This window comes from Streptomyces sp. CNH287, assembly GCF_000424825.1.
The window spans coordinates 469,854-490,447 of the sequence record NZ_AUKQ01000003.1; the positions used below are offsets into that span (position 1 = coordinate 469,854).

Below are 20,594 nucleotides of genomic sequence, written 5' to 3' on the forward strand. Positions count from 1 at the left end.
GCCGGGCTACCCGAGGGGGACCACGGCGCAGGCCGTGAGCGTGCACGCGGAGACGGCGGCCTTCCTGCCCCGGCTCACCGAGTGGCCACCCCTGCCGCCCTGTTCGGGCACGACGGCATCACTTGATCTCCACCCGTGCCTCGTTGCGGACGTCGGAGGTGATCTTGGCCGCGTCGTCCAGCGACTGGGACCCCAGCGCCTGCGCGTTGACGACGGCGCCGACCGTGGTCTTGTCGGCCCACACGCACAGCGGTGTCTCGCTGGGCATGCCGGGCTCCGGGTCGTTGTCCTTCGTCATCTGGCACTTCATGACGCCGCTCTCGAAGCCCGCGGGGGACTTCTTCTCCGGGCTGCCGATCATCTCGGGGGCGTCGTCGCCCGCGTCCTCCTGGACGAAGGCGAAGAGGGCGTCCACGGACTTCTCCGGGTCGGCCACCTTGCCGTACGCGCCCATGAACACCAGGAACTTCGCGGTCGCCAGCTCCGCGCTGCTGGGCTCACCGTTGGACGTGTCCGCCGTGGTGTACGTGCTCTGGACGGAGGTGGCGCCGGTGATGCCGATCTTCTTCTGGTCGCTCGCGGTGAAGTCGTCGCTCATGCCCCCGTTTCCCACGCGCTCGTAGTCGGTGAGGAGGGTGGCGGGGGTGGTGAGCTTGTACTTCTTGTTGTCGGCCGCGGCCTTGTCGTCGTCTCCGCCGGTGAAGGCGAGGACGCCGCCGATGACGGCGCCGACGACGACGAGGGCGCCGACGGCGATGGCGATGGTCTTGCCTTTGCCGCTGCCGCCGTTCTGCGGGGGCTGGGGCATGCCGGGCTGGCCGTACGGGGGCTGGCCGTAGGGGGGTTGGCCGGGCTGGCCGGGCTGTTGCGGGTAGCCCTGCTGCTGGGGCGGGTAGCCGTAGCCGGGCTGGGGCGGCTGCGCCTGGGGCGGGTAGCCGTAGCCGGGCTGGGGCTGTTGCGGCGGCTGCGGCGGCTGCTGCCCGTACGGGTTGGGCTGCTGGGGCGGCTGCTGGCCGTACGGGCCCGGCGGCGGCTGGTTGTAGCTCATGATGCGGTCACTCTTTCCGTTGTTCGACGCCCGCGGTAGCGCACGGGGTGGTGTGATGTGATGCCTTGGGGTGCGTCAGCCGATCCGGGCCTTCACGACCGGGCACCCTGTGCGCGGTCCGGGCCTGCGCGGCGTCTGAGCCCGAACTCCTCGATGTGACCGACGAGTTCGTCCATGACGTCAGCCGCGCCGCCGGGCCGGCCGCATGATCGCGGTCGGCCCGGCGGCGGGCCGTACGGGCCGGGCGCGCGGGTGGTGACTCATGGCCCCGTCAGGGCCCCGGAGTCCGTCAGAGTTCTTCCCTGGCGTCCTCGCGGATCTTGACCGTCGCCTCGGCGAGCGCGTCCTGGTCCATCGACTTGCCGTACTTGCCCGCGCCTCCGCCCGCGGGCATCGCGCCCATCTGCGACACGACACCCACGGCCGCCTTGTCCGCCCACACGCAGGTGGGGAAGATCAACTCGACGTCGGTACCGCCGACCTGGCCGGTCTGCTTGCGCGTCTCGCAGCGCAGCACCTCGCCGTCGAAGCCCTCCGGGCTGTACTCCTTGGGGCCCTCGACGGTCTCGACCTTGTAGTTCTTGATCCCGGTGCCCGACTTCTGGTTGTCGTGCACCTTGTCGAACATCCCGTCGGTCGCGCTCTTCGGGTCGGCCACCGTGCCGTAGATCGCGGCGAGCTGGAGCTGCTCCTTGGCGGTGGTCTCGTACATGTCCGAGGCGCCGGTGCCGTCCGTGACGCCGATCCGCTTCGCGTCGGCGTCGTTGGTGAGGTCCTCGTCCTTCGTGCCCTTGCCGGTGGAGGTGTACTCGCCCGCCAGCACCGAAGACGGCGGGACGATCTTGTAGGGCTTCAGCTCCTCGACGGGCGGCTCCTCCTGCTTCTCGCCTTCCTCGCCCTTCTCGTCCTCGGTCTTCGAGTTGCTGCTGCCGCCCGTGCCGCCCTCGGCCTTGTCATCGTCGTCGCCGCCGGTGAAGAGGACGACGCCGACGATGATCGCCGCCACCACGACGAGCGCGCCGAGGACGATGCCGATGGTCTTGCCGTTGCCGCCACCGCTGCCGCCGCCCTGCGGGGCACCGGGCATGCCCGGCTGGCCGTACGGCTGCTGACCGGGCTGGCCCGGCTGCTGGGGCGGGTAGCCGTAGCCCGGCTGCGGCGGCTGGCCGGGCTGACCCGGCTGCTGCGCGTACGGGTTGGGCTGCTGCTGCGGCTGCTGTGGTGCCTGACCGGGCTGCTGTGCGTACGGGTTCGGCTGCTGTGGGGGCTGCTGACCGTACGGGCCAGGCGGCGGCTGGTTGTAGCTCATCGAGCCGTCACTACTCCTTGATCTCTTTCCTGGTGTCCTCGCGGACTTTGACCGTGGCCTCGGCGAGTTCATCCTGCGACATGGACTCACCGAACGTGCCACTCGAGGACTGGGCGCCCGACTGCGACACCGCAGCGACCGCCGAACTGTCCGACCAGACACACGTACTGAACTCGACGTCGAGCGACTGGCCGTACATCTCGCCGGACTGCCGCTGCGTCTCGCACTCCAGCACCGCGCCGTCGAAGCCCTCCGGCGAGTATTCCCTGCGCTCGCCGACCGTCTCCACCTTGTAGTCGTCGATGTCGTCCGCGAGGTCCTCCTGGCTCTTGTGCACCAGGGCGAACATCGCGTCGGCGGACTTCTTCGGGTTCCCGACGGAGCCGTACACCCCGGCCAGCCGCAGGTCGCCCTCGGAGTCGGCCTTGTAGGCGGCGGTCACGCCGTCGCCGTCCTCGACACCGAGCTGCCGGGCGTCCGAGGTGCTGACGAGGCCGTCGCTGGCACCAGGGGCGTCCGCCGCCTTCGTGTACGAGCCGTCCAGCACCGCGTGCGGAGGGACGATTCTGTACGGCGTGACCTGCTCGTCCTCCTCGCCACCGCCGCCGGTGTACAGGACGGCGCCGGCGATGATCGCACCCGCGACGACGAGTGCGCCGACGATGATGCCGAGGGTCCTGCCCCGGCCGCCGCCCTGCGGAGGCTGCGGCGGGTACGGCATGCCGTACGGCTGCGGGCCCTGCGGCGGCCCGTACGGACCGGCGGCCGGGCCCGGCTGCTGCGGCGCGCCGTATCCCTGCTGCGGGTAGCCGTAACCGGGCTGGCCCGGCACACCGCCACCCTGCGCGTAGGGGCCGGGAGCGGGGCCGGGGTCCGGCGGGGGAGCACCATAGGGACCCGGCTGACCGGGCCGGCCGCCGTACGGACCCGGTGGCGGATCGTGGTAACTCATCGTGTGCTCCCCCTTCACGAACCCTCGGCCGACGCGCACGCGTACGGCATCATCCTGACGGACCTCGGGGCGGGACGCTGCACCGGGTCCATAACCGATTCGAGACCATGACATTCGCGCCCGTACACTGACCGTCGTGACCGAGAACACTCAGCAGGGCCCGACACAGCACGGGTCCGAAGCCGCGGCCCCCGCAGATCTGCCGACTCAGTACGCACCGGCTGAGGTAGAGGGGAAGCTGTACGAGCGCTGGGTGGAACGGGGCTACTTCGAGGCGGACGCGCAGAGCGGGAAGCCGCCCTACGCCATCGTCATCCCGCCACCCAACGTCACCGGCTCGCTGCATCTCGGCCACGCCTTCCAGCACACGCTGATGGACGCCCTCACCCGCCGCAAGCGGATGCAGGGCTACGAGGCGCTCTGGCTCCCCGGCATGGACCACGCCGGCATCGCCACGCAGAACAAGGTGGAGCAGCAGCTCGCCGAGGAGGGCAAGTCCCGCCAGGACCTGGGGCGCGAGGAGTTCACCGAGCGGGTCTGGCGGTGGAAGGAAGAGTACGGCGGCAAGATCCTGGGCCAGATGCGCAGGCTGGGCGACGGCGTCGACTGGAGGCGTGAGCGCTTCACCATGGACGAGGGCCTCTCGCGCGCCGTCCAGACCGTCTTCAAGCGGATGTTCGACGAGGGGCTGATCTACCGCGCCGAGCGCATCATCAACTGGTGCCCGCGCTGTCTGACCGCCATCTCGGACATCGAGGTCGACTACCAGGACGACGACGGCGAGCTGGTCTCCATCCGGTACGGCGAGGGCGAGGAGAGCGTCGTCGTCGCCACCACCCGGGCCGAGACGATGCTCGGCGACACCGCGGTCGCCGTCCACCCGGACGACGAGCGGTACGCGCACCTGATCGGCAAGCGGATCAAGCTGCCGCTGACCGACCGCACCATCCCCGTCGTCCCGGACGCGCACGTCGATCCGGAGTTCGGCACCGGCGCGGTCAAGGTGACCCCGGCGCACGACCCGAACGACTTCGCGATCGGCCGGCGGCACGGCCTGGAGTCCCTGACCGTCATGGACGAGCGGGGCAACATCACCGTCCACGGCCCGTTCGTCGACCTCGACCGCTTCGAGGCGCGCTCGGCGATCGTCGAGGCGCTGCGCGGCCAGGGCCGGATCGTCGAGGAGAAGCGCCCGTACGTCCACTCGGTGGGCCACTGCTCGCGCTGCAAGACGACCATCGAGCCGCGGCTGTCGCTCCAGTGGTGGGTCAAGGTCGGCCCGCTGGCGCAGGCGGCGGGCGATGCCGTCCGCGACGGGCGGGTCGAGATCCACCCGGCGGAGCTGTCGAGCCGCTACTTCGACTGGGTGGACCGCATGCACGACTGGTGCATCTCGCGCCAGCTGTGGTGGGGCCACCGCATTCCCGTCTGGTACGGGCCGGACGGCGAGACGCGCTGCCTCGGCCCGGACGAGGAGCCGCCCTCGGGCGAGGGCTGGACGCAGGACCAAGACGTCCTGGACACCTGGTTCTCCTCCGGCCTGTGGCCCTTCTCCACCCTCGGCTGGCCCGAGAAGACCCCGGACCTGGCGAAGTTCTACCCGACCAGCACCCTGGTCACCGGGCACGACATCATCTTCTTCTGGGTCGCCCGGATGATGATGTTCGGTCTGTACGTCATGGACGGCGTCCCGCCCTTCCGCACGATCGCGCTCACCGGCCTCGTCCGGGACGACCACGGCAAGAAGATGTCGAAGTCCTTCGGCAACGTCATCGACCCGCTCGACTGGATGGACGCGTACGGCTCCGACGCGCTGCGCTTCACACTCGCCAGCGGCGCCAACCCCGGCACCGACGTGCCGATCGGCGAGGACTGGGTCCAGGCGTCCCGCAACTTCGCCAACAAGGTCTGGAACGCCACCCGGTTCGCCCTGATGAACGGCGCCTCCGTGGCGGGCCCGCTGCCCGCGCCCGAGGAGATGACGGCCGAGGACCGCTGGATTCTCTCCCGGCTGAACGCCGTCGTCGCCGAGGCCGACAAGTACTACGACGACTACCAGTTCGCCAAACTGAGCGACGCGCTCTACCACTTCGCCTGGGACGAGGTCTTCGACTGGTACGTCGAGCTGACCAAGACCACCTTCCAGAAGGGCGGCCGTCCGGCCGAGGTCTCCGGGCGGGTCCTGGGCGAGGTCCTGGACGTGCTGCTGCGGCTGCTGCACCCGATCGTCCCGTTCGTCACCGAGACGCTGTGGACGACCCTCACCGGCCGCGAATCGGTGGTCGTCGCCGAGTGGCCCGCCGACTCCGGCTTCCGCGACGAGGCCGCCGAGCGGGAGATCGGCACGCTCCAGCGGGTGATCACCGAGGTCCGCCGCTTCCGTGCCGACCAGGGCCTCCAGCCCGGGCAGCGGGTCCCGGCCCGGCTCTCCCTGGACGGCACCTCCCTGGCCGCGCACGAGGACGCGATCCGCGCCCTGCTGCGCCTCCAGCCGGCGGGCGAGAGCTTCGCCGCCACCGCGTCGCTGCCGGTCGCGGGGGCGACGGTCGAACTCGACCTCTCGGGCGCGATCGACTTCGCGGCCGAGCGCAAGCGGCTGACCAAGGACCTGGGCCTGGCGGAGAAGGAACTGAAGCAGACCACGGCCAAGCTCGGCAACGACGGCTTCCTGGCCAAGGCTCCCGACGAGGTGGTGGCCAAGATCCGCACCCGCCGCGAGGCCGCGGAGGCGGACATCGCCCGCATCCAGTCCCAACTGGCGGGCCTGCCCCCGGGCTGAGCCGCCTCGCTCCTGCCTCCCCGAAGCTTGTCCCGGTCAGTCCGGTCACGCAGCCAGAGCCTGCGTGACCGGACTGAGCCACATCAGCCGCACCGTGCCCTGTGCCCGCCGGGCGAGCAGCCCCACGGCCCGCTCGGGCGAGGCGAGCGACGCGTGCAGCCTGCCGCTCACGCTGTCCACGCGTGTGCTGCCGTCCTCGTGGGTAACGCCCCAGGCGATGACCTCCGCATCCCGCTCGCCGTCCTCCGTCTCGTACTCCAGCACCACGGCGATCTGCCGGGGCGCGAGATCCACGACGAGCGCGCACACCTCCTCCTCGAAGGTCGGCGGGGGTGCGGGCTCGGCCTGCGCGGACGGCTCGGGCGCGGGTGTCTGCGGCGATACGGTTGCCATGGAGATCTCCCGTCAGGAGAGGGACTTGGTATGAGTTAAGGAATAGCGAGTGGCTGTGACGTAGTGAAGTTTGGTGATGGGATACGTCATAACATCGCTCGTGTGGGTGTGTACTGGTTGGCGAGTTCGATTGAAGGAAGGCGTAGGGATGGCCCGGACGAGGCTTCCGCCGACCATTCGGCAGCGGCGGTTGGGCGCGGAGCTGCGTCGGCTCCGCGAGCGTGCAGACCTCAACGCGACACAGGCAGGCGAGCTGCTCGGTTCATCCCAGTCCCGTGTCAGCAGCATCGAGTCCGGCGGCTACGCGGTGAGCGGCGAACGTGTGCGCGCCATGGCGGGTGCCTACAACTGCGAAGACCAGGCGTTGACCGAGGCGCTCTCCCGCATGACCGGCGGTCGGACGCGGGGATGGTGGGACGACTACCGGGACATGCTGCCAGCGGAGATGCTGGACCTGGCGGAGCTGGAACACCACGCGGTGTCCATGCGGATCGCTTCGGTCATCCATCTGCCCGGATTGCTACAGACCAGAGACCACGCTCGTGCGATCATCACCGATGTCGTTCCTCCGATGGAACCGTATGAGGTGGAACACCGGGTGTCCTACCGGATCAAGCGGCAGGCGGTTATCCACGGCGCACAGCAGACACCGCTCACGGCGATCATTCACGAGGCCGCCTTACGGATGGACTTCGGCGGCGCCCAGACCGCCCGGGAGCAGCTGGAGTACCTCGTGACCGTCGGGGAGCGGAAGAACATCACCGTGCTGGTCGTCCCGTTCGGTTCGGGCACCTTCCCCAGTTCGGGGCAGAGCATCGTGTATCTCGGCGGCGAGGTGCCGCTCTTGGACACGGTCGCACTCGACACGGATCACGGCTCCGAGTTCCTGGATACGCAGCCGCAGTTGGCGCGGTACCGGAAGACGCTGGATCGAATGGAAGCACTCGCTCTCCAGCCAGCAGAGTCACGCGACATGATTCGTCGCATCCTGAGCGGCATCTGAGAAGGGGCTGACGTGACTAGTTACCACTGGCAGAAGTCCTCGTACAGCGGCAACGCGGCCAACTGTCTCTACCTCGCCGTGGACGATGACGGGACTGCCCGGCTTCGGGAGAGTGATGCCCCGGACGTGATCATATCGACGAGCGCCGAGCGGCTCAGCGCCCTGCTGCTCAACATCAAGCAGGGGCGCTTCAGCGGGAGTGCGCGAGGCTGAAGATCGCTTCAACCGCGCGTGCTCCAGCGCGTCGCCGTCGAGAGAGTGGTACCACGTCAACGGGCACAGTTCAGCTTTTTCTTCACTTCCGGAACCAGCTGCTTCATGAGCCGCACGTGGCCAGGCATGCTTCCTTCGGGAGCGCGTACTGTCGACCGTCGCCCCGGCTCACCAGGAACGTAACCACTAGAGCACCGACGGAAACCACCACAGTGGTCAAAGTGACGGCTCGCCGCCATCTTCTGTGCGGCATCAATTCCCACCGCCTACCAGTTCCTTGGCTTCGTCGTCACCGGTCATATTTTACTTTCCCCAGGTCCGTCGCATCGTTGATTTGCGCATATATCATGCCCTTGGGAAACTAATCAGGGCACTTGATGCTCTTCTTCGCCTCCGGGATCCAGGTGTTCACGAGCCGCTCCAGTTTTCGGCGGCGCTCCTCGGTCTCTTCCGCCGAGCCGTCTGCGTCCTCGCTCAGGTTCATCTGTATAAGGAGACGCTCAGCAGTGTGGAGGCCGCATTTCACGTTTGCCTCGATGCCGTTGTCGCCGAGGGCAACCTGCCCCTCGTATGGCAAATCTTGCAGCAGTGCAGGATTCTCCAGCGGCCTGAGCTGGTCCTTCATGGGGTCACTCTGTCGCCACGAACCTCTGACCGATCCGTGGTAGACGAGGTCTCCGTCCGAAACCCCTCGACAGAAGCTCCATTCCTCAGGCTGCACGGCGTCCGTCAAGGGGTCTCCCGAGTGCCTGACGCCGTTCTCAGGAATGAGTCCTTCCAGAAGGGTGGAATCCACATTGGCTCCGCAGAACCTGACCGGTTCACTGCTCCGTTTCTCCGAGCATGCTCCCGCGAGCGTCAACGTGGTGACGGCACACAAGATGACTACCCGAGCGCCAGACTTGCTTGTGCTCATCACCCGCCGCCCATCTCTCCTTCGTATTGTTGCTTTCCACGGTCTGCCGCATCATTGATCTTGGAGTAAACGCCGTGGTCATCAGAGTATCCGGTTTCACCATCGGCCCAATTGTGATTCTCTTCGTGCCATGCTTGGGCGAGAGTGGTGAGCCGTTTCTCGTGAACCGTGTGAATTTCCTTGTTCTTCTCCAGCTGATCCTCTTGGATGGCGATTTGCTGGTCCGCGAAGTACGCGTCTGTGAGCGCCCCTAGTGCGGGTTGTAGAGTTCCGGAAACCTTCAGTGGGCTCACAGCGACTTGTGCGCCGTGATAGGTAGCTGATTTCTGCCATGATGTGTCTAGCAGGTCGGCTCTGGCAGCCTCATACCGGGAGCCCTCCATGAACCCGATCGCGTGCCCGGAGCGGTCCAGGCTGTCCTCCGGGTTCTCCTTCTCGTTCTGGAAATCGTGAAGCATCGCCTCGTTCATTCCTTGGTTAAGCAGTGCGTACGAGTCAGTGCTCCGAGAGATCTGCTTGGTGACTTCCGCCAGCTCACTTTTGTTGTACGGTGGCTCGCCATCCAGGTTGTTCATGGTGAAGTACGTGTCCTCGGCCTGGTTTGCCAGGACCTGGGCCATGGGCTTGCGCATCTCCGGAGGGAAGTCGTTCCCCTTTTCGGACATGTACATCAGGGAGTCCTTCACGATGTGATCCTGGACTCCTGCGTGCCGGGTTGCTGTCGGGTCGGTCGACGCATCGAGTGCGTGCCCAAAACCTTCGTATCTGTTGTAGTCCGGGACGGTAACCCCGTAGCCGCTCATGTCGCTCAGCGCCGTTTCCGGCCAGTCGCGTTCCTTCATTAGATACTGAAGGTTGTCGGTTTTCTTTGGATTCAGATAGTCGGAGGCTGCGTCTGGATTGTCCCCCATGGACCCGAGGATGTTGTCAAGGGGGTCATATCCGATCCCCTTCGTTCCTCCGGTGTGTTCTGTCCATATTGCTGGAACCTTCTCTTCTTCGAAGTCCCGGATATCATCCGCAAGTGTGTGCAGGAGGTCCGCGTCGTACTTCCGTCCACTTTCCTCCATCATGGTCGTGAGGACTTGATATCCGTACAGCGGGCGTGTGTTGCTTCCCATGTTCTCCCGACCTGCCTCCTGTAAGCCGGGCAGAAAAGAAGTGCGGAACTGGGCGCCGCCCTTCCCTGATGTCGCTACATCAAGGGACTTGGCAAGGTTCTTCTCGATCGAGTTGTACCTGTCGGCCTTTCCGGTGTCGTCATAGTGGGCGAGCCGGTTCAGCCGGTAGGCCAGTTGAACAGTGCCGTCAGGGCCGAGGTTGGTGAGCAGCGTGCGGGAGTACATCCGGTTGTCGGCGTTGTCGCGGCTGAGTCGATCGAATTCGGCCATCTCTGAAGGTGACGCGTCACCTGAATTGATCTGGGTGGCCAGGTCCGTGGCTCGCGCGGCTTCGACCTTCTCCACGTCGGTGACGACGTCCTCGTTGAACCCGTGCTTCCCCGCGCGGGTGTTGTCGGGTGGTTCGACAGCCGCCTTGAGTGCGAGCTTCACGCCGGCGTCCGCGTCGTTCACCGCGCGGACGGCCTCGTCGATCGCCTTCTGCCACTCGCGGACGGACTCGCTGACCGACGCACGGTAGGCCGGGTCGTTGCGGTACCCCGCGTGGCTTCCCTCGCTGAGGCCGGAGGTGTCGAAGCTGACGGTGCCGTCGGTGTCGACGGCCAGATGGTTGTCCTTCGCCTGGTTGACTTGTCTGCGCAGGTGCTGTTGCTTTTCCGACAGGTCCTTGAAGGCGTCTTTGAGCAGTTTCGAGATGCCCAGAGCCTGCCGCTTCGCACCGTCGAACTCGCCTGCGGAGACCTTTGCCACCTCGGAGTAGGAGGCGAAGGCGAGGCCCTCCCACGTGCTCGCGATCAACGGGCCGCTCACCCGTGACTGGTAGCTGGTGTGCAGGGTGCCGAAGCGTTCGCTCATCTTCCGCCATGCGGTCGCGGCCTCCTCCAGCTCCGAGAGGTCGGCCTTCATGATGTCCTCGAACAGCAGCGCCATCGTGCGATCCCCTTCCCGGCTCAGCGGGCCGGCCGCAGGCCGGTCAGCTGACCGTCGATGGACGAGGTGAACGCGCTGCCTCCGGCGGAGAAGTACTCATGCACCCGGGCGTCCTGCGTTTGGTACAGGACCTTCGTGCCGCGCAGCGCATCGCGCTCACCGAGCATCCGCTGCTTCAGGTTGTGCACCTGCTTGCCCCACTTGCGCAGGACGTCGTCCAGCCCGGAAGAGGTCTGCCAGTTCAGCAGCGTGCTGTCGGACACGGGGCGCTCCGCGCCGAGCAGCCCCGACGGCTTCGCCGCTGCTGCCCCCCCACCAGCGCGTGTGCGCTGCGGATGTCCGGGAGCAGGGTGTCCTCCACATAGGACGCGGCCCCTGCCGTGGCCGTCTCGTCCGTGCCCAGCTTGCCGCTGTCACCCGAGCCGCCGATCGGAGCCGGGGAGTTTAGCTGCATCCGGGTCGACTGCGTGTCCCGTGCCTGCGCGACTAACGCGTCCCACTCCGCCTGGAATTCGTCTGCCATAGTTCCCCCTTGGACAGTTCTTGGTGATCACATGAAGTGACACTGAGGTTACTCGTTCGATTTTTCGCTGTCCGGCCTTCCGCACAGACGGACGGTCGGACGCCGCAGGGGTGGCGAAGGTGAGCGCGAAGGCGCGGCCCGCTTCCGTAGACTGGCGGTGTGACCGACCAGCCCCAGGAACCTGAGCATGATCCGGCCGCCGACGACGCCCCCGCCGACCCAGCCGACGCCTTCGAGGAGATCGTCGGCGAGGAGACGGGCCGCGACGCCGATCTCGCCGTGATCGAGGCGGGCAGCCGTACGCTCCGTGCGCTCTCCGGCCCCCCGCAGGCAGACCTGGCGCCCGGCCGCCCCGAGGACCCGGAGGTGGACCGGGCGCTGCGCGAGGTGGAGCAGGAGCTGGCGAGCCGCTGGGGAGAGACGAAGCTGGAGCCGTCGCGGGTGCGGATCACCGCGCTCACCGACGTGCTGGGCGAGCCGCAGCGGGCGTACCCGTCGATCCACGTCACCGGCACCAACGGCAAGACCAGCACCGCGCGCATGATCGAGGCGCTGCTCGGCGCGTTCGAGCTGCGTACCGGGCGGTACAGCAGCCCGCACGTCCAGTCGATCACCGAGCGGATCAGCGTGGACGGCGCGCCGCTGTCCGCCGAGAGGTTCGTCGAGACCTACCAGGACGTCAAACCGTTCATCGAGCTGGTGGATGAGCGGCAGGACTACCGGCTGTCGTTCTTCGAGGTGCTCACCGCCATGGCCTTCGCCGCCTTCGCCGACGCGCCGGTGGACGTCGCCGTGGTCGAGGTGGGCATGGGCGGCACCTGGGACGCCACCAACGTGATCGACGCGGCCGTCGCCGTGATCACCCCCATCGCGCTGGACCACACGGACCGGCTGGGTGCCACCCCGGCCGAGATCGCGGGGGAGAAGTCGGGCATCGTGAAGACGGACGCCACGGTGGTGCTGGCGCAGCAGCCGGTCGAGGCCGCCTCCGTGGTGCTGAAGAAGGCCGTCGAGGTGGACGCCACGGTCGCCCGCGAGGGCATGGAGTTCGGCCTGGTCTCCCGGGAGGTCGCGGTCGGCGGGCAGCAGCTGACGCTGCGCGGCCTGGGCGGCGAGTACCCGGACCTCTTCCTCCCGATGCACGGCGCGCACATGGCGCAGAACGCCTCGGTGGCGCTCGCGGCGGTCGAGGCGTTCTTCGGGGTGGGCACCGCGCACGCCCGTACGCTCGACATCGACACCGTCCGGCAGGCGTTCGCCTCGGTGTCCACGCCGGGCAGGCTGGAGCTGGTGCGCTCCTCGCCCTCCGTCGTGCTGGACGCCGCGCACAACCCGGCGGGGGCGCAGGCCACGGCCGCCGCCGTCACCGAGGCGTTCGGCTTCAGCAGGCTGATCGGCGTGGTGGGCCCCAGCGGCGACAAGGACGTGCGCGGCCTGCTGGAGGCGTTCGAACCGATCTTCAACGACATCGTCGTCACCCGTAACTCCACGCCCCGCGCGATGGACGTGGACGCGCTGGCGGCTCTGGCGGTCGAGGTGTTCGGCGAGGACCGGGTGGTGGTGGAACCCCGGCTGGACGACGCGGTCGAGGCGGCCATCACGCTCGCGGAGGAGGAGGACGAGTTCGCCGGAGCGGGTGTGCTCGTCACCGGATCGGTGATCACGGTCGGCGAGGCCCGGCTGCTGCTCGGAAGGAAACGGTGAACCGGTAGTGCGTACGCTCTGCGCGAGCACCCTGATCGGTGAGTTCTTCGTGATCGGCTTCGCCGGTCTCGTCGCCATGCAGACGAGTGACATTTCCACGGTGGCGGTCTGGTCGGTGAGCGGGACGGCGATGCTGCTGTGCCTCCTGCTGTGCGGGCTGCTGGGCCGGCCGGGCGGGGTCCAGCTCGGCTGGGTGCTCCAGGCGGGCCTGGTGGCCAGCGGGTTCATCGTGCCCGCGATGTTCTTCCTCGGCGCCGGGTTCGCCGCCCTGTGGTGGGCCTCGGTCCACTTCGGCGGCGAGGTGGACCGAGTGAAGGCGGCCCGGGCGGCGGCTGAGCCTGACGCTGCGTGACGGCCGGGTGTCCCGCCCGTGTAGCCTTGAGCCTCGCTCACGGCCGTACCGCCGCCCACGCCGTACGGCCCTCCACCGCCGCGCCGTCGCAGGTGTGCAAGCCGCATCCCAAGGAGTCCGCCACATGAGCCAGCGCACGCTCGTCCTCCTCAAGCCCGACGCCGTCCGCCGGGGTCTCATCGGAGAGATCATCGGCCGGATCGAGAGGAAGGCGGGCTGGACGATCCGTGCGCTGGAGCTGCGCGACCTCGACCGCTCGCTGCTGGAACAGCACTACGCCGAGCACGTGGGCAAGCCCTTCTACGAGCCGCTGGTGGAGTTCATGTCCTCGGGGCCGTCCGTGGCGCTGGTGGTGGAGGGCGAGCGGGTGATCGAGGGCGTACGCGCGCTGGCGGGCCCCACCGATCCGATCGCCGCCACGCCCGGGTCCGTCCGTGGTGACTTCGGTACCATCGTGCGCGAGAATCTCCTCCACGCCTCGGACTCGGAGGAGTCCGCGGAGCGAGAACTGAAGATTTTTTTCCCGGATTTCAGCTGACTCTTCATTGACGGGGCATCAGCGAAACGGCCCCTGTGACCTGGGGCGACCGCCTGTGTACGGGTCGCCCTTTGGCATATTCGGCAACTTCCGGGGAACGCATCACCCGGACACGCCGTCACCATTACGGGGGAGGGCCGGTGTTCTGCCGACAATGGCGGAGGCACCCTCGCTACGTGTCCGAGCGACCGCGTTTACGATGGAGTCTCCCGCCGTCGGAGCAGACCGCTCGCGCGGCGCGCACACACCTCGTGCCGTCCTCCACACAATCGTTCCAGTTGGAAGGCCAGACGTATCCTCATGGCGAACAACATGTCGTTCATCGGCCGTGATATGGCTGTCGACCTCGGGACCGCCAACACGCTGGTGTACGTCAGAGGTCGCGGGATCGTCCTCAACGAGCCCTCCGTCGTGGCGATCAACACCAACACCGGTGGCATCCTCGCGGTCGGTGCCGAGGCCAAGAAGATGATCGGCCGCACCCCGGGCAACATCGTGGCGGTACGGCCGCTGAAGGACGGCGTGATCGCCGACTTCGAGATCACCGAGCGGATGCTCCGCTACTTCATCCTCAAGATCCACAAGCGGCGGTACCTGGCCCGTCCGCGCGTCGTGGTCTGCGTCCCCTCCGGCATCACGGGTGTCGAGCGCCGTGCCGTCATCGAGGCGTCGACGCAGGCGGGCGCGCGGCAGGTACACATCATCGAGGAGCCGATGGCCGCCGCGATCGGCTCCGGGCTGCCCGTCCACGAGGCCACCGGCAACATGGTGGTCGACATCGGCGGCGGCACCACCGAGGTCGCGGTGATCTCGCTCGGCGGCATCGTGACCGCCCAGTCCATCCGCGTCGCGGGCGACGAGCTGGACAACGCGATCATCCAGCACATCAAGAAGGAGTACAGCCTGCTCCTGGGCGAGCGCACGGCCGAGAGCATCAAGCTCACCATCGGCTCCGCCTTCGACCTGGAGAAGGACGAGCACACCGAGATCCGCGGCCGTGACCTGGTCAGCGGACTGCCCAAGACGGTGGTCATCTCCGCCACCGAGGTCCGCAAGGCGATCGAGGAGCCGGTCAACGCCATCGTCGACGCGGTGAAGACCACGCTGGACAAGTGTCCGCCCGAGCTGTCCGGGGACGTCATGGACCGGGGCATCGTGCTCACCGGCGGCGGCGCCCTGCTGCGCGGCCTCGACGAGCGCCTGCGGCACGAGACGGGGATGCCGATCCACATCGCGGAGGACCCGCTCGACTCGGTCGCGCTCGGTTCCGGCAAGTGCGTGGAGGAGTTCGAGGCGCTCCAGCAGGTCCTCGACGCGCAGCCCCGCCGCTAGCGGCGGCCCCGCCGGCAGCGCCGGGCGGGCGATCCCGACAACAGCACACGCATGACCCGGTCCGACTGAGAAAGGCACGGCCGCCGCACGTGAGGGACACACGAGAAAGCCGGCTGCTGCTCGTCCTGCTGGTCGCCATCGCGTTCGCACTGATCACGGTGGACATCAGAGGGGGAGAGCAGTCTCCGCTCGACGGCGCGCGGCGGGGGGCCGCCTCCGTATTCGGCCCCGTGCAGGAGGGGGTGGCGTCCGCCGTCGACCCCGTCGGCAACGCCGTCGCCGCCGTCCGCGAGTCAGGTGACCGCCACGACCGGGTCAAGGACCTGGAGCAGGAGGTCATGGCCCTCAAACAGGAGGCCGGCTCCACGGACGGCAACCGCGCCCGCGCCCGCGAGCTGGACAAGCTGCTCAAGACCGCCGGAGCGGGCGGGTACGGCGTCAAGCCCGCCGAGGTCATCGCCATAGGAGCGACCCAGGGCTTCTCCTGGACGGTCACCATCGACGCGGGCACCGAAGACGGCCTCAAGCGCGACATGACCGTGCTCAACGGCGACGGACTGGTCGGGCGGATCACCACCGCCGGCCCCTCCACCTCGACCGTGCTGCTCGCCAACGACCCCGACTTCACCGTCGGGACGCGCATGGAGGGCAACCGCGAGCTGGGTTTCGCCACCGGCCGGGGCGGCAACGCGATGACCGTGCAGCTGCTCAACGGCAAGACCGCGGTCAAGGAGGGAGACCGGCTGGTCACCTTCGGCTCGCACGAGGGCAAGCCCTTCGTCCCCGGCGTCCCGGTGGGCACGGTCACCGAGGTGGAGCGGCAGGGCGGTGACCTGACCCGGACGCTGCGGGTGCGGCCGTTCGTGGGCTTCACCAAGCTCGACGTCGTCGGCGTCGTGGTCGAACCGCCGCGCGACAACCCGCGCGACAAGGTGCTCAGACCCGACCCGCGCAAGAGCAAGAGCGACAACAAGCCGAAGCCCACCCCGACTGTCACCGTCACGGTCACCCCCGGCGCCCAGGCGCCGCCCCCCGGAGCTGAGTGATGAGAGTCAACCGGATTCTGCTCACGGTCCTGCTGATCGTCGTCGCACTGGTCGTCCAGGTGAGCGTGCTCGCCCGGCTCCAGCTCCCCGGCGCCGTACCGGACCTCCTGCTGCTGACCGTGCTGGGCCTGGCGATGGTCTACGGGCACACCGCGGGCGCCCTCGTCGGCTTCGCCGCCGGGCTGCTGGCCGACATCGCGCCGCCCGCCGACCACGCCGTCGGCCGGTACGCGCTGGTGCTCTGCCTCGTCGGCTACGCGGCCGGGCTGACCAAGCCCGAGACCGGGCAGCACCGCTCGGCGACGGTGCCGATGCTGGTGGTCGCCAGCGCCGCCATCAGCTCCACTCTGCTCTACGCGGGGGTGGGCGCCCTGGTGGGCGACGGCGCGGCCCGGCACGTGGGCCTGACCAGCCTGCTGATCACGGCCACCCTCTACGACCTGCTGCTGGCCCCCTTCACCGTCCCGGCCGTCATGGCGCTGGCCCGCCGTACCGAACGCGATCCGCTGGCCGCCGACGCCTCCGGCGGTGCGGGCGGCGAGGGCGCGTACGGCTGGCTGGGCTCGGGCACCGGGCTCCGCGCCGGGCGGGGCGGCGCGGGAGTCGGGCGCGCGGGGCGCAGCGGGAAACCGGCCCGGATCGGCAGTCAGCGCGGTTCGCTGCTGAGCCGGTCGGTGCGGGCCAGAGCGACGCGGATCAAGGGAGTCAAGCGGCTGTGAGCGCTCACGGCCCGCGGGCCGGAACCGAGAGGGGGCGGAAGTGAGCAACATTCCGGAGACCGGGCGGACGCCACGGGTCACCATCCGGTTGGTCGCGATCCAGATCCTGGTGTTCTCGCTGCTGCTGACCCTGGGCGGGCGGCTGTGGTACCTCCAGATCCGCAACGGCGACGAGTACCAGGAGAAGGCCGCCGGGAACCACGTACAGCAGGTCGTCGACGCGGCGCCGCGCGGCGCCATCCTGGACGCCCGCGGGGTGCCGCTGGCCGACAACCAGACCCGGCTCGTGGTCACCGCGTCCCGCTCCGAGCTGATGAAGATGCCGGACGACGGCGACGCCGTACTGGCCCGGCTGGCCGGGGTGCTGAAGATGAAGCCCTCCGAGATCCAGCAGCGGGTGCGGCTGTGCGACTCCGAGACCCCGCAGCCCTGCTGGAACGGCTCGCCCTACCAGCCGATCCCGGTCACCGACGAGGCCACCACGTCGCAGGCGCTCCAGATCCGGGAGCGGTCCGAGGACTTCCCCGGCATCAACGCCGAGCCCACCGCGGTGCGCCACTACCCGGCACCGTACGGCGCCAACACCTCCCAGGCGCTCGGCTACCTCTCGCCCGTCACCGACGAGGAGATCGAGGAGGCCAAGGACAGCGCCTCGCCGTTCCTCTCCTCCGACCAGATCGGCCGCTCCGGGCTGGAGCGCAGCTACAACAAGGAGCTGCGCGGCGACGCGGGCGTCACCCGCTACGAGGTGGACAAGCTGGGCCGCGTCATGGGCCGGGCCGAGAGCGAGCAGGCCGAGTCCGGCTCCAGCCTCGTCACCAGCATCGACGCGCGCGTGCAGGCCGTGGCCGAGCGGGAGCTCGACCAGGCGATGAAGGAGGCCCGCAAGCAGCACGACGACAACACCGGCCGCAACTACGAGGCCGACGCGGGCGCCGTCGTGGTGATGGAGTCCAAGACCGGACGGGTCGTCTCGATGGCCTCCAACCCTACGTACGACCCCAACGCCTGGGTCGGCGGCATCTCGGCCAAGGACTACCAGCGGCTCACCGGGAAGAAGTCCAACTTCCCGCTGATCAACCGCGCGATACAGGGTCTGTCCGCGCCCGGCTCCGTCTTCAAGGTGATCTCCACCGCCGCCGCGGTGAAGGCGGGATACGACTTCGACGACACCTTCGACTGCTCGCCCGACTACAGCATCGGCGGCCAGGTCTTCAAGAACTACGAGTCCAAGGGCTACGGCATGATCGACCTCGGGCGCGCCCTGGAGGTCTCCTGCGACACGGTCTACTACCGCCTCGCGCACAAGGAGTGGCTCAAGGACGGCGGCATGCGCCCGAAGAAGAACCCGGACGACTGGTTCTACAAGATGGCGCGGGAGTTCGGGCTCGGCAAGAAGACCGGCATCGACGTCCCCAACGAGGTCAGCGGCCGGGTTCCGGGCCGCCAGTGGAAGAAGGACTACTGGGAGGCCAACAAGGACGCGTGGTGCAAGGTCAAGGACGCCAAGACCTACGCCGAGAAGATCGCCGAGGAGAACTGCGTCTCCGGCATGAAGATGCGCGCCGGTGACAGCGTCAACTACTCCATCGGACAGGGCGACACACTGGTCACGCCGATCCAGATGGCGACGATCTACGCCGCGATCAGCAACGGCGGCACCCTCTACGACCCCACCGTCGCCAAGGCCGTGATCAACGCGGCCGGCACCGAGATCGACGAGATCGAGCCCAAGTCGCACGGCAAGCTGCCGATAAGCAAGGCCACGCTCAAGGAGATGGACAAGGCGCTCGAGGGCGTCGCCACCCGCGGCACCGCCGCGTGGCGCTTCGGCGGCTGGCCGCAGGACAAGATCCCGATGCATGCCAAGACCGGCACCGCCGAGGTCGCGGGCAAGCAGACCACCTCGTGGTTCACGACGTACACCGAGGACTACACGGTCGTCATGACCATCTCGCAGGGCGGCACCGGCTCGGGTGCCTCGGGTCCGGCCGTACGCAAGATCTACGACGCGCTGTACGGCGTCGACGCGAAGGGCGGCATCGACGAGAAGCGCGCCCTGCTGCCCAAGCCGGAGGCCAAGCTGCCGAAGGTCAGCGCGGACGGGCAGGTACAGGCCGAGCGGGACAAGGACTTCCTCAAGCGGCTGAAGGAGGGCGAGAAGGCGGGCGGCGACGCGGCCACCCCGGCTGATGCCGGGACTCCGGCCGACGCCGGTACGCCGCCGCCCGACGCCGGTACGCCCGGCACGCTCGCGCAGCCGGAGCCCGGCGCGGACGCGGGCGCCGACGCGCAGACCGCGGGCACCGCCGACGCGCGGGCGGAGGACGAACGGGCGGTGGACGAACGGGCGGTGGACGAACGGGCCGTCGGCGCACGCACCGACGGCCCCGCCGGTACGGACAACGCCGTCCGCCCGCAGCGGCGCGGCAGGACCGGCGGCAGGCTCCGAGCCACCCGCGGGCGTACGGCTGACGGAGGGCTCGTGTGAGCACACGCACCTACCCGCTCGACGGCTACGGGCCCCGGCCCCGGTCCGCCTGGAACAAGCTGACGACGCGCGGCTCCCTGGCCTGGCGCCTCGACTGGCCGCTGCTCCTCGCGGCCATCGCGCTGTCCTGCCTGGGCGCCCTGCTGATCTACTCGGCCACCCGAAACCGCACGGAGATCAACCAGGGCGACCCGTACTACTTCGTCTACCGGCACGCCTTCAGCTTCGCCCTCGGCCTCGCCCTGATGATCGGCACCGTCTGGCTGGGCCACCGGCGGCTGCGCGGCGCCGTACCCGCGCTGTACGGGATCTCGCTGCTGCTCGCGCTGCTCGTGCTGACGCCGCTGGGCGCCACCATCAACGGCCAGCGCGCCTGGATTCAGCTCGGCGCCGGATTCTCGCTCCAGCCCGCCGAACTGACCAAGATCTCGGTGATCCTGGGCATGGCGATGCTGCTGGCCGCCCGGGTGGACGCGGGGGACCGGGAGTATCCGGACCACCGGACGGTCCTCCAAGCGCTCGGCATGGCGGTCGCGCCGATAGCGATCATCATGATGATGCCGGACCTGGGTTCGGTGATGGTGCTGGTGCTGATCGTGCTGGGCGTGCTGCTGGCCTCCGGCGCGTCCAACCGCTGGGTGGTCGGCCTGGTCACGGCGGGCGCGGGCGGTGCGGTGCTGGTGTGGGCGCTGGGCATCCTCGACGAGTACCAGATCAACCGCTTCGCCGCCTTCGCCAACCCCGCGCTGGACCCCTCCGGCGTCGGCTACAACACCAACCAGGCCCGGATCGCCATCGGCTCGGGCGGGCTGACCGGCAAGGGCCTGTTCGAGGGCACCCAGACCACCGGGCAGTTCGTGCCGGAGCAGCAGACCGACTTCATCTTCACGGTCGCCGGGGAGGAGCTGGGCTTCGTCGGCGGCGGGCTGATCCTCGCGCTGATGGGCGTCGTGCTGTGGCGGGCCTGCCGGATCGCGCGGGAGACGACGGAGCTGTACGGCACCATCGTGGCCTCGGGCGTCATCGCCTGGCTGGCCTTCCAGACCTTCGAGAACATCGGGATGACGCTCGGCATCATGCCGGTGGCCGGGCTGCCGCTGCCCTTCGTCTCGTACGGGGGCACCTCGATGTTCGCGACCTGGATCGCGATCGGCCTGTTGCAGTCGATCAAGGTGCAGCGGCCGGTATCGGCCTGATCCGGCCGGGGGCCATTGCAGGGCGCCCC

The 20,594-nt window shown here is 68.7% G+C and carries 19 protein-coding genes; 11 read left to right on the plus strand and 8 right to left on the minus strand.

Going from position 1 to position 20,594, the window contains the following annotated elements; translation table 11 throughout:
- Positions 1-118 precede the first annotated feature (118 nt).
- The 3 genes from H299_RS0101975 to H299_RS0101985 all read right to left on the minus strand — a co-directional run bounded on the left by H299_RS0101975 (position 119) and on the right by H299_RS0101985 (position 3,189).
- Positions 119-1,048 (minus strand): hypothetical protein, encoded by a 930-nt coding sequence (locus H299_RS0101975; protein WP_027747039.1) that lies wholly within the window; start codon positions 1,046-1,048, stop codon positions 119-121.
- A gap of 289 nt (positions 1,049-1,337) precedes the next feature.
- Positions 1,338-2,357, minus strand: a complete 1,020-nt coding sequence (locus H299_RS39810; protein WP_027747040.1) for a hypothetical protein — start codon at positions 2,355-2,357, stop codon at positions 1,338-1,340.
- Between the two features lie 10 nt (positions 2,358-2,367).
- Positions 2,368-3,189, minus strand: coding sequence for a hypothetical protein (locus tag H299_RS0101985; RefSeq protein WP_051262023.1), 822 nt, complete (start codon positions 3,187-3,189; stop codon positions 2,368-2,370).
- A 256-nt stretch (positions 3,190-3,445) separates the two neighbouring features.
- Here H299_RS0101985 and H299_RS0101990 point away from each other — a divergent pair, with 256 nt between their 5' ends.
- The gene (locus H299_RS0101990; RefSeq protein WP_027747042.1) at positions 3,446-6,088 is read left to right on the plus strand and encodes a valine--tRNA ligase; all 2,643 of its coding nucleotides are present in this window, start codon (positions 3,446-3,448) and stop codon (positions 6,086-6,088) included.
- Between the two features lie 45 nt (positions 6,089-6,133).
- Here the strand turns inward: H299_RS0101990 and H299_RS0101995 are convergent, their stop codons facing one another.
- On the minus strand, positions 6,134-6,481 hold the full coding sequence (locus H299_RS0101995; protein WP_027747043.1) for a hypothetical protein: 348 nt from the start codon (positions 6,479-6,481) through the stop codon (positions 6,134-6,136).
- Positions 6,482-6,629: 148 nt separating this feature from the next.
- On the opposite strand from H299_RS0101995, the gene H299_RS0102000 reads away from it, so the two are divergent.
- Together H299_RS0102000 and H299_RS0102005 are read left to right on the plus strand one after the other, a co-directional pair.
- Complete coding sequence (locus tag H299_RS0102000) at positions 6,630-7,484, plus strand: Scr1 family TA system antitoxin-like transcriptional regulator (protein ID WP_037757259.1); 855 nt, start codon at positions 6,630-6,632, stop codon at positions 7,482-7,484.
- Between the two features lie 12 nt (positions 7,485-7,496).
- The gene (locus H299_RS0102005; protein ID WP_027747045.1) at positions 7,497-7,697 is read left to right on the plus strand and encodes a DUF397 domain-containing protein; all 201 of its coding nucleotides are present in this window, start codon (positions 7,497-7,499) and stop codon (positions 7,695-7,697) included.
- Positions 7,698-8,058: 361 nt separating this feature from the next.
- On the opposite strand, the gene H299_RS0102010 is transcribed toward H299_RS0102005, so the two are convergent.
- The 4 genes from H299_RS0102010 to H299_RS0102025 all read right to left on the minus strand — a co-directional run bounded on the left by H299_RS0102010 (position 8,059) and on the right by H299_RS0102025 (position 11,187).
- On the minus strand, positions 8,059-8,322 hold the full coding sequence (locus H299_RS0102010; RefSeq protein ID WP_027747046.1) for a hypothetical protein: 264 nt from the start codon (positions 8,320-8,322) through the stop codon (positions 8,059-8,061).
- 290 nt (positions 8,323-8,612) lie between these two features.
- A complete protein-coding gene (locus H299_RS0102015; protein ID WP_027747047.1) occupies positions 8,613-10,664 on the minus strand; it encodes a DUF6571 family protein in 2,052 nt (683 codons plus the stop codon).
- Positions 10,665-10,684: 20 nt separating this feature from the next.
- A complete protein-coding gene (locus H299_RS0102020; RefSeq protein WP_027747048.1) occupies positions 10,685-10,927 on the minus strand; it encodes a hypothetical protein in 243 nt (80 codons plus the stop codon).
- The gene (locus H299_RS0102025; protein WP_027747049.1) at positions 10,906-11,187 is read right to left on the minus strand and encodes a hypothetical protein; all 282 of its coding nucleotides are present in this window, start codon (positions 11,185-11,187) and stop codon (positions 10,906-10,908) included. The genes H299_RS0102020 and H299_RS0102025 overlap by 22 nt, the downstream gene beginning before the upstream one ends.
- Positions 11,188-11,346: 159 nt before the next feature.
- Here H299_RS0102025 and folC point away from each other — a divergent pair, with 159 nt between their 5' ends.
- The 8 genes from folC (at position 11,347) to rodA (ending at position 20,565) form a co-directional block, all read left to right on the plus strand.
- A complete protein-coding gene (gene folC / locus H299_RS0102030) occupies positions 11,347-12,891 on the plus strand; it encodes a bifunctional tetrahydrofolate synthase/dihydrofolate synthase (protein WP_027747050.1) in 1,545 nt (514 codons plus the stop codon).
- A 7-nt stretch (positions 12,892-12,898) separates the two neighbouring features.
- Complete coding sequence (locus H299_RS0102035) at positions 12,899-13,243, plus strand: DUF4233 domain-containing protein (protein ID WP_027747051.1); 345 nt, start codon at positions 12,899-12,901, stop codon at positions 13,241-13,243.
- A gap of 124 nt (positions 13,244-13,367) precedes the next feature.
- Entirely contained in the window at positions 13,368-13,781 is a 414-nt protein-coding gene (gene ndk, locus H299_RS0102040; protein ID WP_027747052.1) for a nucleoside-diphosphate kinase, read from the plus strand.
- A gap of 312 nt (positions 13,782-14,093) precedes the next feature.
- Complete coding sequence (locus tag H299_RS0102045) at positions 14,094-15,113, plus strand: rod shape-determining protein (RefSeq protein ID WP_027747053.1); 1,020 nt, start codon at positions 14,094-14,096, stop codon at positions 15,111-15,113.
- Between the two features lie 89 nt (positions 15,114-15,202).
- Positions 15,203-16,159, plus strand: coding sequence for a rod shape-determining protein MreC (gene mreC / locus H299_RS0102050; RefSeq protein WP_027747054.1), 957 nt, complete (start codon positions 15,203-15,205; stop codon positions 16,157-16,159).
- A complete protein-coding gene (gene mreD / locus H299_RS0102055) occupies positions 16,159-16,878 on the plus strand; it encodes a rod shape-determining protein MreD (RefSeq protein ID WP_027747055.1) in 720 nt (239 codons plus the stop codon). Before mreC ends, mreD begins: the two co-directional genes overlap by 1 nt.
- A gap of 40 nt (positions 16,879-16,918) precedes the next feature.
- The gene (mrdA, locus tag H299_RS31660; protein WP_078512382.1) at positions 16,919-19,369 is read left to right on the plus strand and encodes a penicillin-binding protein 2; all 2,451 of its coding nucleotides are present in this window, start codon (positions 16,919-16,921) and stop codon (positions 19,367-19,369) included.
- Entirely contained in the window at positions 19,366-20,565 is a 1,200-nt protein-coding gene (gene rodA / locus H299_RS0102065) for a rod shape-determining protein RodA (protein WP_027747056.1), read from the plus strand. The genes mrdA and rodA overlap by 4 nt, the downstream gene beginning before the upstream one ends.
- Positions 20,566-20,594: the final 29 nt, after the last annotated feature.